Origin of the sequence: Acinetobacter sp. NIOH-H-8, assembly GCF_046635365.1 — a bacterium.
Lineage (GTDB): Bacteria > Pseudomonadota > Gammaproteobacteria > Pseudomonadales > Moraxellaceae > Acinetobacter.
In genome coordinates, this window is record NZ_JBHDVN010000029.1 from 21,821 (window position 1) to 34,695 (window position 12,875).

Consider the following 12,875-nt stretch of genomic DNA (forward strand, 5'->3'; position numbering starts at 1 on the left):
AAAATTTAATCTCTATTTTTATTTTAAATAGATAATCATAATGAAATTCAGTGGGTTAAAATTATAAATTAAAAGTGGCACAGTATTTGAATAGCTTCTTTCAAATTTTCTAAAAAAGCCTAACTAAGGTTGGAGAGAAGTACATGAAAGTCGAACAAAAAAAGTTTTCTAAAAATTTAATTGTTGCTGCAATGTTGGGAATACTGACTTTAACAGGTTGTTCAAAGTCGCCTGAAGATAAAACGGCCGCTACCTCTGAGCCGAAAGCAGCTGCAACTAGTGGGGAAACGATTAAAGTTGGTATTTTACATTCTTTATCTGGCACGATGGCCATTTCTGAAACTTCATTAAAAGACACCGCATTGATGGCGATTAATGAAATCAATGCCAATGGGGGTGTTTTAGGTAAAAAGCTTGAACCGGTTATCGTTGATCCAGCATCTGACTGGCCACTATTTGCTGAAAAAGCACGTCAGCTCATCACTCAGGATAAAGTTGCGGTCATCTTTGGTTGCTGGACTTCGGTATCACGTAAATCGGTATTGCCAGTGGTTGAAGAGTTAAATGGCTTATTGTTTTATCCAGTCCAATACGAAGGTCAGGAACAGTCTAAAAATATTTTCTATACCGGTGCTGCACCTAACCAGCAAGCGATTCCGGCTGTTGAATATTTGATGAGTGAAGAAGGCGGTAAAGCAGAACGCTTTGTCTTATTAGGTACAGACTATGTTTACCCACGTACGACTAACAAAATTCTCCGTGCTTTCCTGAAATCTAAAGGCGTCGCTGATGCTGACATCATGGAAGAGTACACACCATTTGGTCATAGTAATTATCAAACCATTGTCGGCAATGTTAAAAAATTTGCTGCAGGCAAAAAGACTGCGGTGATCTCAACCATCAACGGCGATTCAAACGTACCGTTCTATCGTGAATTGGGTAACCAGGGCATTAAAGCTTCTGATATTCCAGTTATGGCATTCTCTGTAGGTGAAGAAGAGCTTCGTGGTATTGATACAAAACCATTGGTTGGTCATTTAGCGGCATGGAACTACTTCATGTCCGTGAAAAATCCGAAAAATACCGAATTCAGCGGCAAGATGAAACAGTATGCTGTGGAATACAAATTGCCTAATGCAGACAAGTTTGTGACCAATGACCCGATGGAAGCGACTTATGTGGGTATCAATATGTGGAAACAGGCGGTAGAAAAAGCCGGTTCTACTGAGGTGGATAAAGTTCGTGAAGCAATGGCAGGTCAGGCTTTTGATGCACCATCTGGCTATCAGTTACAAATGGATGCTAATAACCATCATTTACATAAGCCGGTGATGATTGGTCAGATTCGTGGTGATGGTCAGTTTGATGTGGTTTATAAGACACCGAAAACCATCGCTGCTGAGCCATGGAGCCCATACATTCCTAAATAATTTCCTCCAAAGCCTGCTGCTCCGGCAGTAGGCCTTTCTGGTTTTTCATCTCCCGGACGGGACAGCGTTAAATATATAAATAGGGAGGGCACTCATGTCCACTCGCCTAAATCTCGCGGCCATTTTTTTAATTTTGAGTCAGTGTTTGTGTCTCAATATGGTGCATGCGGAAACTCAATCTAGCGAAACAACCGTATTGCAATCATCTCAACAGTCACTTGATGCTATTCAGCAGTTTGTTCGTGGGGACTTTGCCACTCGTCGTGCTTTATTAAACCAGTGGCCTGCCAGTGTTGAACAACTTGATCAGCTGGCAGAGTTTGTTGAAAAAGATCAGCTTTATACTGACAGTTCAGGCAATACTTATATTCTGGAAGCAGAAGACAAACTGGTTAGCTATCCTGACGGAAAAACCGTGGAAACCTGGCCATCTGATTTATCGCAAATTACGCTGGTAAATACCTTAAATAAAGCACTGACCTTTGGTTTAGCAAAAAAGAAATTAAATTCAGAAGAAGCCTCTCAGCGACTTGAGGCGATTGATATTCTGGAAAATAACTTGTCCGAACTTGATGCTAAAGCCATCAATCAGATGTATTTAAATGAAAAAAACAATACGGTTAAATCACGTTTTGCCCAGTTAAAAGCACGTCTGGATTATCAATCTGAAAATGTCCTGACCAAAATAGAAGCGGCAAAAGTTTTAAAAGACTCCAATAGACCAGACGTTCTTGCACTGGTTGAAAATGAACTGGCTCAGCCAAATCTGCATCCTGATTTAAAAGCAGCGCTGGTCGATGCCAGAAGTAGTATCAAAACCCGAATTCAGGCCAGTGAATGGGCTGGACATGTATTTTCCGGTTTAAGTACTGCCAGTATTTTATTGCTTGCGGCTTTAGGATTAGCCATTACATATGGCTTGCTTGGTGTCATTAATATGGCGCATGGCGAGCTGATCATGATCGGGGCGTATACCACTTATGTAGTGCAAAGTTTCTTTAAATCGCATTTTAGTGGTTTGGTAGATTGGTATCTGATCGCAGCGATTCCTGCGGCATTTATTGTCAGTGCAGCGATTGGCATGCTGATCGAACGTACCGTGATTCGTCCTTTATATGGCCGTCAACTGGAAACCTTATTGGCAACCTTTGGGGTGAGCCTGATCCTGATGCAAGTGGTGCGGATGATCTTTGGGGCACAAAATGTCGAAGTTTCTAACATTTCATGGCTTTCAGGCGGGATCTCGATTACTCCAAGCCTGATGCTGCCTTATAACCGTATTGCAATTATTGTCTTTACTGTAGCTGTCTTGCTGTTACTTGTTTATCTACTGAATAAAACCCGTTTTGGTTTATTTGTCCGTGCCGTTACTCAAAATCGTCAAATGGCTCGTGCTGTCGGTATTCGCTCCAGCCGAATCGACATGATGGCATTTGGTCTGGGTTCAGGTCTTGCCGGTCTTGCCGGCTGTGCCTTGGCGCAAGTGGGTAATGTTGGGCCAGATTTGGGCCAGAACTACATTATCGATGCTTTCCTTGTGGTTGTTGTCGGTGGTGTTGGTCAGGTATGGGGTGCAGTTCTTGCCGCTTTGGGACTGGGTGTCAGTGGTACCGTACTGGAAATTGGTATGGGTGCAGTATTGGCAAAAATTATTCTCTTGGTTCTTGTGATTTTGTTTATTCAGAAACGTCCACAAGGTTTGTTTGCCATTAAAGGACGCTTTGTGGAGTAAGCCTATGAAAATCACATCATTACTTTCAGATAAACCTTATAGCGCACTCGCAATTGCGATCTGTTTTGTTATTTTACTGGCCTTGCCATGGTTACATTTATTGCCAGCGGATTCGAGCCTGCATCTGTCTGCTTATTGGGTCACTTTGATCGGCAAGATCATGTGCCTGGCGTTGGTGGCTTTAGCACTTGATCTGGTCTGGGGCTATGCCGGTATTTTAAGTTTAGGTCATGGCCTGTACTTTGCCTTGGGTGGTTATGCCTTTGGGATGTATCTAATGCGTCAATCAGCAGGTGATGGTTTGCCTGACTTTATGCGTTTTCTGAGCTGGACTGAATTACCCTGGTTTTGGGTGGGGACTAATCATTTCTGGTGGGCCATGATACTTGTGGTCTTGGTACCAGGACTAATTGCCTTTATTTTCGGCTTCTTTGCTTTCCGCTCAAAAATCAAAGGCGTTTACTTCTCGATTATTACTCAGGCGATGACTTTTGCGGCAGCACTTTTATTCTTCCGCAATGAAACAGGCTTTGGCGGGAATAACGGTTTTACCGGTTTCAAAACCATTTTAGGCATGGACATCACATCAGCACCGATGCGTGCCAGCCTATGTTTTATCACGGCTCTGGTGTTATTGCTGTGCTTTGTTGGTCTACGCCATTTAATGAATAAACCTTATGGTCGTGTGCTTGGCGCGATTCGTGATAGTGAAAACCGTCTGCAATATTTAGGTTACCGCACCTTATGGTACAAGCTTTCAGCCTGGGTATTATCTGCTGTGATTGCAGGTATCGCTGGTGCACTGTATGTACCACAAGCCGGGATTATTAATCCGAGCGAAATGAATCCGGTGAACTCGATTGAAATGGCAGTCTGGGTAGCGGCTGGCGGTCGCGGTACCTTGATCGGTCCGATCCTGGGTGCAGGCTTAATTAATGCAGTTAAAACTTACTTTACTGTCGCTTATCCAGAAGCCTGGTTATTAATTCTGGGAGCATTATTTATTGTGGTCACCATCTTCCTGCCTAAAGGTGTGATTGGATTATTTGACCGTTTTAAAAAGGAGCGTAGCGAATGAGTGAAATTTTACAACCTCATGGCGGCCATGCTTCTGAAGGCTATGGCCGGCCAAAAGAGCGAGGGCCAGATTTTAGTCATGGGATCGCACTTTATCTGGAAAAAGTCAGTGTCTGGTTCGATGCTTTCCGGGCCTTAAATGATTTATCACTGTATATCGAAGAAGGTGAACTGCGCTGCATCATTGGGCCAAACGGCGCGGGTAAAACCACTCTGATGGATGTCATTACCGGCAAAACCCGGCCGACTGAAGGTTCTGCATTTTTTGGCCAAACCTATAATCTGGCGAAAATGAGTACTGAAGAAATTGCAGAAGCTGGCATCGGGCGTAAATTCCAGAAACCCACGGTGTTTGAAAATTTCACTGTGATGGAAAATCTGCTCTTGGCTGCACCTAAAGACAAACGGGTGAAAAAAAGCTTTTTCAGCAAGCTTGATCCAGATGCACAAAATGCCTTGGATGAATCCTTACAGCAAATCCGCTTGCAGGAATTTATTCACAAACCTGCAGGGCTTTTATCGCACGGTCAGAAGCAGTGGCTGGAAATTGGCATGCTGCTGATGCAACGTCCAAAACTGATTTTACTGGATGAGCCAGTGGCTGGGATGACCGATGCTGAAACTGAACGGACTGCTGAACTGTGTCTGGAACTGAAAAAGAATCATACGCTGGTGGTGGTCGAACATGATATGAGTTTCATCGATACCATTAGTGAAAAAGTAACGGTGCTGGCACAAGGGGCGATTTTGGCTGAGGGCACATTGGCAGAAGTACAGGCCAATGAAGAGGTCATTGAAAAATATCTTGGACGTTAAGGGGCTGACTGATGCTAGAAGTTAAAGACGTAAATCAGTTTTATGGCGGTAGTCACATTTTGCGTGATGTGTCTTTCAATGCGCCTGTCGGTGAGTGCTCAGTGGTTCTGGGTCGTAACGGCGTTGGTAAAACGACATTACTTAAATGTCTGATGGGGATTTTGCCCATCAAATCAGGTCAGATTCTTTTAGATGGCAAAGATATTGCCAAACTGAGTCCTGAACAGCGGGTTCGGGCTGGTTTGGCTTATGTGCCACAAGGACGAGATATTTTTTCAACCCTAACAGTAGAAGAAAATATTTTGATTGGCATGGCGAAATTTAAAGGAGCCAAAACCCGTAAAGTTCCGGAACATCTTTATGAGATTTTTCCGGTATTAGAAGAAATGAAGTATCGACGCGGCGGTGATTTGTCCGGTGGCCAACAACAGCAACTGGCCATTGCCCGCGCATTGGCATCTGAACCGCGTGTGCTCATTTTAGATGAACCAACTGAAGGAATTCAGCCATCTATCATTAAAGACATTGGTCGGGTAATTCGTAAGTTGGCTGATGGCGGTGAAATGGCAATTGTTCTGGTAGAACAGTTCTATGACTTTGCTGAAGAACTGGCAGATGGTTATACCGTCATGGCACGTGGGCAAGTGATTGCTCAAGGTATTGGAAGTGAAATGCCAGAAAAAGGGATTCGGGATCTGGTGGCGATTTAATTTTACTATCCTTTTTTGAACCCAACTTCATTTAAAACCGTCATTAAAAAGTGGCGGTTTTTTAATGCGTGCTATTTATTCATGAGATAAATACGGATTATCTATTTAATATTAGAACATCTGATAAACCAAGTTGGCACGATAACTGCTTTATTTTGATGCAAATTTTAAATGCTAAAAATTATTTGGTTTCAATTTGGAACAAATACAGGATTTATCAGCATCAGTAGGGTAGTTATGAAAATTTATACGCAACGTTTGGAAAACATTGCACCAGAAAGTGATTTTGAGTCTCTTGAACTCACATTCGATACACGACAAAAGAGCCGTTTTCGTGCAACTTTAAAAAATGGTGTCGATATTGGTGCAGATTTACCACGTACAGGAATTTTGCGTAGTGGTTCTTTTATAGCAACTGAACAGGGCGACATTCTTCGGGTCGATGCGAAGCCTGAAAAATTGATTCAGGTGACTACGGACAATAGCTTTGACTTATTGAAAGCAGCCTATCATCTGGGGAATCGTCATGTTCCTCTAATGCTCACACCTACTGCATTGTACTTTGAACCAGATCATGTACTGGCTGAAATGGTGCAAGGTTTAGGTCTTGAAGTTAATGAAGTCATGCACCCATTTGAACCTGAAAGTGGGGCTTATGCACAGCATCAGCATGACCACCGTTTAAGCCCAATCAAGGCGTTACATCATGTCCATCACTAATGCGTCTCAGCTGCTCAGCTTGCTGACTCTATCTTCAACGGCGTTGCCGATTGGAGCGTACTGTTATTCACAAGGGGTGGAAAGCGCGATTGAAAAAGGCATGGTGCATGATGAAGCCTCTTGTGTGAGCTATTTCCAAGAAGTATTGGAAATGCTGCTGGTGCGTTTTGAGCTTCCGGTACTCAAGCGTCTGGTAGAGACTTTTGATGATGCAGAACAGTTTCAGTATTGGGCAGAACTCTATCGGGCCAGCCGAGAATCCAAAGAATTACTGGCTGAATCTCAGCAGTTGGCATTTTCCTTGAATGCATGGATTAGGGATGTTTTAAAACAGCCGCCGAGCGTAAAAAAGCAATTAGGGTTTGTGCCGGTGTACGCACATTTATGTGGTGAGCTGGGTTTAGATCTTGCCGATGTATTAACTGCTTATAGCTTTACGGTTTTGGAAAATCAGGTGCTGGCAGCAGTAAAAACCATTCCACTCGGGCAAATGAGCGGGCAGCGGATTATTTGGCAATTACATCAGGAAATTCCTGAAGCTGTACAGGCTGCATTAGCTTTGAACGATTATGAAATCAGCAGCGCATTACCGCAATATGCCATGTTGAGCATGTCGCATGAAACCCAGTATTCACGCTTATTTCGGTCGTAATCTTCAGACCAGAGCAGCAGTAAAAAGATTGAAAAGCATCATTAAAACTGGTGCCAAGAAATTGTAAAAAAGGAAATCAACATGTCAGAACGTAGTCCATTACGCGTTGGAATTGGTGGTCCGGTTGGATCAGGTAAAACGGCTTTAACCCTGAATTTATGTCTTGCACTGCGTGAAAAATACAATATGGCAGTGGTGACCAATGACATCTACACCAAAGAAGACTCGAACTTTTTAACCCGTCATGAAGCGATGTCGCCAGACCGTATTGTCGGTGTAGAAACAGGTGGTTGCCCACATACTGCGATTCGTGAAGATGCGTCCATTAACCTGGCTGCGATTGATGATTTGTGTGAAAAGTTTGATGGGCTGGAGCTGATCATTATTGAAAGTGGTGGCGATAACCTTGCGGCAACCTTTAGTCCCGAATTGTCCGATCTAACTCTCTATGTGATCGATGTTGCCGGTGGCGAGAAGATTCCACGTAAAGGTGGTCCGGGAATTACCAAGTCGGATCTGCTGATTATCAATAAAACAGATTTAGCACCAATGGTGGGTGCCAGCCTGGAGGTGATGGATCAGGATGCGAAGCGCATGCGTGGCGATAAACCATTTTTATTTTCTAATATGAAAACACAAGATGGCTTGAACGAAATTATCAGCTTTATCGAAAAACAAGGTTTATTTAAGTCTTAAGGGGAAATTCATCATGCGTCTATTCAAACAGTTACTGGTTGCAAGCGTGGCAGCTTTACCGATGTTGGCATTTGCTCACGCGGGACATGACCATCACAGTGGATTCTGGTCTGGCTTTGTCCATCCTTTTACCGGTTTAGATCACCTGATGATGGCAATTGCTTTTGGTGTATTGATGTGGACTACAAATCAGCGCTGGAAAATCACGGGTCTCATCGGTCTTGCAGTAGCGATGGTTGCAGGCTTTGTGCTCGGTAGCAAGGGTCTGCTTTCAACTTCACTGGCTGAGTCAGGCATCATCGCTTCACTGGTTATTTTAGCTGTTGCGCTATGGACTAAATCGAATAAGGTTTTGCCTGTCGCTGCAATTTTATTGGCCAGCTTCCACGGCGTAGCGCATGGAAGTGAACTGGGTCAAGGTGGACATGTATCGCTATTAATTGTCGGTATGGTTTCAGCAATGGCTTTGATTTATGGTGCAGGCTTGGCTCTAGGTGCATTCGTGAAAAAATATGTGCCTTATGGCAAGCAGATCGTTGGTGGTCTAGCTGCAGTTGTTGCTGTCATTGGCCTGGCTTAATGCCTGGAAAATCATTTTCAGATGATATTGGATTGATTTGTTGATGTACGAACTGGCAGAAAAAAGCACGCAGCAGAACTTATGGTATGCACGTCTGGAAATGGGATTTCAGGCACAGCAACAGACTGCACGAACCATTTTGCAACATCGCAGGCATCATGGACCGGTACGCATCCAGAAAATGTTATGGCCTGAATCTAACGGAATCTGTCATGCCATTATCGTGCATCCGCCAGCAGGGATTGCCGGTGGGGATCATCTCACTTTTGATATGCAGGTAGATGCTAATGCTCATGCCTTGGTGACCACACCAGGTGCGGGTAAGTGGTACAGAACCAATGGCAAGCAGGCCTTTCAGCACATTCATATCCGTTTAAATGACAATGCGATTTTTGAATGGCTGCCTCAAGAAACCATGCTATTTGATGGCGCTAATGCCAGTTCCGAAACAATCGTCCACTTAGATGCAGCAGCCAGTTTTATTGGTTGGGATATGCTGGTGATCGGCCGTCAGGCACGAGATGAGCAGTTTGCACAGGGAGCTTATAAAAACCGGTTTCAGCTTTGGCGCAAAGACAAATTGCTGGTTGCAGACACCTTGAATTTTAAGGGCAATGACCGCTGGCTCAGTTCATGTCTAGGTATGAATGGACATGCGGTGATGGGTAGCTTCTGGGCTGTACCGCCTGAAAAATATCGCGCGAGTTTTTATCTGGAACAGCATCTCGATTTAATTCGTGAGCTTATTATGCGGATGGATGTACCGATTACCTTGACTTTGCTTGGCGATGTAATTAGTGCACGTTTTCTGGGAGATGATGTCCGTCAATGCCATGATGGTTTTGCTGCAATTCGCGCTCGATTAAGACGTTACTGGTTCGGTCTGGATGAGGCATTTCCGAGGATTTGGCGGACGTAATCCTTTAATTCCCTCTCCTTATAGGAGAGGGTTAGGGAGAGGTGATTAAACATTTATTAAAACCCTTCCTTTAACTCCCTCCCAAAGGGAGAGAGAACACCAAATATCGAATCTTGCACATATTTTGCTTAGAAATACATATATATCAATGAGGAACCAGTTATGGAACTTAACCCTACAGAAAAAGATAAACTGCTGATTTTTACTGCGGGTCTGGTGGCAGAGCGTCGTAAAGCTCGTGGTTTAAAACTGAATTATCCAGAAGCCATTGCCTATATTTCTGCGGCATTGCTTGAAGGTGCGCGTGATGGCATGACGGTCAGTGAATTAATGCATTACGGTACGACCTTATTGACACGTGATGATGTCATGGAAGGCATTCCGGAAATGATTGCAGAAGTGCAGGTCGAGGCAACCTTTCCAGATGGATCAAAGCTGGTCACTGTCCATCAACCGATCGTATAGGAGCAGCATATGATTCCAGGGGAAATTTTTACACCTGAGAGCGATATTGAAATGAATGTCGGTCGGGAAATCTTGAAAGTGACTGTTGCTAATATTGGTGATCGACCGATTCAGGTCGGATCACACTTTCACTTTGCTGAAGCCAATGATGCCTTGCAATTTGATCGTGAGCTGGCCAAAGGCTTTCGCTTAAATATTGCTGCTGGTACGGCGATTCGTTTTGAGCCAGGGCAAAAACGTGATGTGGAATTGGTTGCACTAGCAGGTAAACGTGAGGTTTACGGTTTCGCCGGGCGAATCATGGGCAAGCTCGATTCATAAAAATTGCAGCAGAATTATAAAGGTTTATAAATCATGAAAATGTCACGTCGTGCTTATGCCGAAATGTTTGGACCGACTGTAGGAGATCGTGTTCGTCTAGCTGATACTGAATTATTCATTGAAGTCGAACAGGATTTCACCACTTATGGTGAAGAAGTTAAATTTGGTGGCGGCAAGGTCATTCGTGATGGTATGGGTCAATCACAACTTTTGTCATCTGAAGTGGCTGACACTGTCATTACAAATGCGCTGATTGTCGACTGGTGGGGCATTGTTAAAGCAGATATAGGCTTAAAAAATGGTCGAATCTGGAAAATCGGTAAAGCCGGTAATCCGGATATTCAGCCAAATATTACTATTCCACTTGGCGCGGCTACAGAAGTCATTGCTGGCGAAGGACAAATATTAACAGCTGGCGGAATTGATACCCATATTCACTGGATCTGTCCGCAGCAAGTTGAAACGGCACTGATGTCTGGCACAACCACGATGGTCGGCGGCGGTACAGGTCCGGCAGCTGGAACTTCTGCGACAACCGTGACTCCAGGGCCTTGGCATATTGCCACAATGCTACAAGCGATTGATGATTTACCAATGAATATTGGTTTATTGGGTAAAGGTAACTTGAGCCAGCCAGAGCCAATTGCAGAACAAATTAAAGCTGGTGTAGTGGGTTTAAAATTGCATGAAGATTGGGGCTCGACACCAGCAGCGATTGATAACTGTCTGACTGTGGCCGACCAGTACGATGTGCAGGTCGCGATTCACACTGACACACTAAACGAAAGTGGCTTTCTGGAAGAAACTTTAGCAGCTTTTAAAAATCGAACCATTCATACTTATCATACTGAAGGTGCAGGTGGCGGACATGCACCGGACATTCTAAAAGCCATTGGTCAACCGAATGTATTGCCATCTTCAACTAATCCAACTCGTCCATATACCGTCAATACCATCGATGAACATTTAGACATGTTGATGGTCTGTCACCATTTAGATCCAGCGATTGCAGAAGATGTGGCCTTTGCAGAAAGCCGTATCCGACGCGAAACCATTGCTGCAGAAGATATATTGCAGGATATGGGTGCGATTGCCATGATGTCATCAGACTCTCAGGCGATGGGTCGTGTGGGTGAAGTAATTTTACGGACTTGGCAAACGGCGCATAAAATGAAAGTGCAACGTGGGCCTTTGGAAGGTGATACAGCCTATAGGGACAATAATCGGGTTAAACGTTATATCGCCAAATATACGATTAATCCTGCAATTACTCACGGTTTAAGCCATGAAATTGGCTCTGTTGAAGAAGGTAAGTTAGCTGATCTGGTATTGTGGAAACCTGCATTCTTTGGGGTGAAACCATCCATGATTATCAAAGGTGGGATGATTACAGCAGCGCCGATGGGTGATATTAATGCTTCTATTCCAACGCCACAGCCTGTGCATTATCGTCCAATGTTTGGGGCTTATCCGCGTGGAGTGCATAACACCTGTATTACGTTCTTGTCGCAAGTCGCAATTGAGAATGGCGTACATGAAAAATTAGGTCTGAAAAAGTTGATTTCACCCTGTAAGGCGACGCGCCAAGTAACCAAACAGGACATGAAACATAATAGTTACTGTCCTGTGATGGAAGTGCACCCAGAAACTTATGAGGTTCGTGCTGATGGTGTACATTTGACCTGTGAGCCAGCAGAAGTGCTGCCGATGGCGCAGAGGTATTTCTTGTTTTAATTGCTTCTAAAATTCCTCTCAAAAGAGGGATTTTTTTTCAAAGTATATTTGAGTTATATAATTTAATCTTTAGTGTTAATTTATCAAGACTAAAAAAATTGATTTTATTATGAACTTAGAAAAAATTTTACATGTACTTATGCAAGAAGTCTCAAGACCAGATTATTTAAGGCAATTTGAAAATATTAAATGTGATGATCAGTATTATTATCTCTATAAGCATTTAAGCTTTGATCCAAAGCTTCAAGTGTTAAATTTATTTAAAAAACTTCAATTAAAGTTTACCCATCCTGATAATTTTAATGATCCATATGATTGTATGGCATCTATTGAATTCAATAATGCGCCGAATGATGTTAAAGAAATTCTACATCAACATTTCTCTACAGCTATAAAAGCAAAGCTGAGTGTAACTTGTTTTAATAATAATCCATTAAATATGCTTATGTGGTCTCATTATGCTCAAAGCCATAAAGGTTTTTTAGTTGAATTTAAAATCCCACATCCTAATCCTAAAGCTATGGTACATGAGGTATTTAATGTCCAAGCTGTAAAATATCAGAATGAATTTCCAAAAATTCCTTTAGATATATCAAATCCATTAGCAATGTTTGATGTAGCAAATGGAGCAAAATTGCTGGATTTCGTTACGAATCAATATTTAATAAAATCAACAGATTGGTCATATGAAAATGAATTTAGAACATTAGCACATGATTATGACTCTAGTAATTTTAATTCACTGTTAAAAGAAATTCCTGCAACTTATATATCTTCAGTGATTTTGGGGGCAAAGCTCACTAATCATGACCCAAATAAAATGGCTTTAATTGAATCAATTAATTATTTGGTGGTGTTTTAAAAAGTATGCTGACATTAAATGAAGCCATTATTGATGTAAAAGAAAGTTAAGTCGAAGGCTTTAAAATGGTTTTCAAGCTTTTTGGAGAAATTACAACTTCTTCTAAAACCACGCCTTATTCGATGCCTTATTTTGCAATTATTACCTTCAATTCCTACAGT

14 protein-coding genes and 1 pseudogene are annotated in these 12,875 nt (G+C 42.8%); 14 read left to right on the top strand and 1 reads right to left on the bottom strand.

What is annotated here, in order from left to right; translation table 11 throughout:
- The first annotated feature begins 143 nt into the window (after window positions 1-143).
- From urtA to ACEWB7_RS11615, 14 genes are all read left to right on the top strand, one after another.
- Window positions 144-1,430 carry an urea ABC transporter substrate-binding protein gene (gene urtA / locus ACEWB7_RS11550; protein WP_180105245.1) on the top strand — a complete coding sequence of 429 codons (1,287 nt, stop codon included), beginning with the start codon at window positions 144-146 and terminating at the stop codon, window positions 1,428-1,430.
- Window positions 1,431-1,524: 94 nt separating this feature from the next.
- On the top strand, window positions 1,525-3,162 hold the full coding sequence (gene urtB, locus ACEWB7_RS11555; RefSeq protein WP_034705331.1) for an urea ABC transporter permease subunit UrtB: 1,638 nt from the start codon (window positions 1,525-1,527) through the stop codon (window positions 3,160-3,162).
- A gap of 4 nt (window positions 3,163-3,166) precedes the next feature.
- Window positions 3,167-4,240, top strand: a complete 1,074-nt coding sequence (gene urtC, locus ACEWB7_RS11560) for an urea ABC transporter permease subunit UrtC (RefSeq protein ID WP_034705328.1) — start codon at window positions 3,167-3,169, stop codon at window positions 4,238-4,240.
- On the top strand, window positions 4,237-5,055 hold the full coding sequence (gene urtD / locus ACEWB7_RS11565) for an urea ABC transporter ATP-binding protein UrtD (protein WP_034705327.1): 819 nt from the start codon (window positions 4,237-4,239) through the stop codon (window positions 5,053-5,055). The genes urtC and urtD overlap by 4 nt, the downstream gene beginning before the upstream one ends.
- A gap of 11 nt (window positions 5,056-5,066) precedes the next feature.
- Window positions 5,067-5,765: an urea ABC transporter ATP-binding subunit UrtE gene (gene urtE, locus ACEWB7_RS11570; protein WP_034705325.1), complete on the top strand. Its 699-nt coding sequence runs from the start codon at window positions 5,067-5,069 to the stop codon at window positions 5,763-5,765.
- Between the two features lie 237 nt (window positions 5,766-6,002).
- Window positions 6,003-6,485, top strand: coding sequence for an urease accessory protein UreE (gene ureE / locus ACEWB7_RS11575; RefSeq protein WP_180012338.1), 483 nt, complete (start codon window positions 6,003-6,005; stop codon window positions 6,483-6,485).
- Window positions 6,472-7,137, top strand: a complete 666-nt coding sequence (locus ACEWB7_RS11580; protein ID WP_179992536.1) for an urease accessory protein UreF — start codon at window positions 6,472-6,474, stop codon at window positions 7,135-7,137. The genes ureE and ACEWB7_RS11580 overlap by 14 nt, the downstream gene beginning before the upstream one ends.
- A gap of 81 nt (window positions 7,138-7,218) precedes the next feature.
- On the top strand, window positions 7,219-7,833 hold the full coding sequence (gene ureG, locus ACEWB7_RS11585; RefSeq protein WP_004785864.1) for an urease accessory protein UreG: 615 nt from the start codon (window positions 7,219-7,221) through the stop codon (window positions 7,831-7,833).
- A gap of 13 nt (window positions 7,834-7,846) precedes the next feature.
- Window positions 7,847-8,413, top strand: coding sequence for a HupE/UreJ family protein (locus tag ACEWB7_RS11590; RefSeq protein WP_180069231.1), 567 nt, complete (start codon window positions 7,847-7,849; stop codon window positions 8,411-8,413).
- A 43-nt stretch (window positions 8,414-8,456) separates the two neighbouring features.
- Window positions 8,457-9,332, top strand: a complete 876-nt coding sequence (locus tag ACEWB7_RS11595; RefSeq protein ID WP_312317568.1) for an urease accessory protein UreD — start codon at window positions 8,457-8,459, stop codon at window positions 9,330-9,332.
- 162 nt (window positions 9,333-9,494) lie between these two features.
- The gene (ureA, locus tag ACEWB7_RS11600; protein ID WP_004785859.1) at window positions 9,495-9,797 is read left to right on the top strand and encodes an urease subunit gamma; all 303 of its coding nucleotides are present in this window, start codon (window positions 9,495-9,497) and stop codon (window positions 9,795-9,797) included.
- A gap of 9 nt (window positions 9,798-9,806) precedes the next feature.
- On the top strand, window positions 9,807-10,118 hold the full coding sequence (locus ACEWB7_RS11605) for an urease subunit beta (RefSeq protein WP_004785857.1): 312 nt from the start codon (window positions 9,807-9,809) through the stop codon (window positions 10,116-10,118).
- 33 nt (window positions 10,119-10,151) lie between these two features.
- A complete protein-coding gene (gene ureC / locus ACEWB7_RS11610; RefSeq protein ID WP_262737542.1) occupies window positions 10,152-11,852 on the top strand; it encodes an urease subunit alpha in 1,701 nt (566 codons plus the stop codon).
- A gap of 109 nt (window positions 11,853-11,961) precedes the next feature.
- A complete protein-coding gene (locus ACEWB7_RS11615) occupies window positions 11,962-12,714 on the top strand; it encodes a DUF2971 domain-containing protein (RefSeq protein WP_411580795.1) in 753 nt (250 codons plus the stop codon).
- 14 nt (window positions 12,715-12,728) lie between these two features.
- On the opposite strand, the pseudogene ACEWB7_RS11620 reads toward ACEWB7_RS11615, so the two are convergent.
- Window positions 12,729-12,875, bottom strand: a pseudogene (locus tag ACEWB7_RS11620) (IS1 family transposase); the annotation flags it as partial.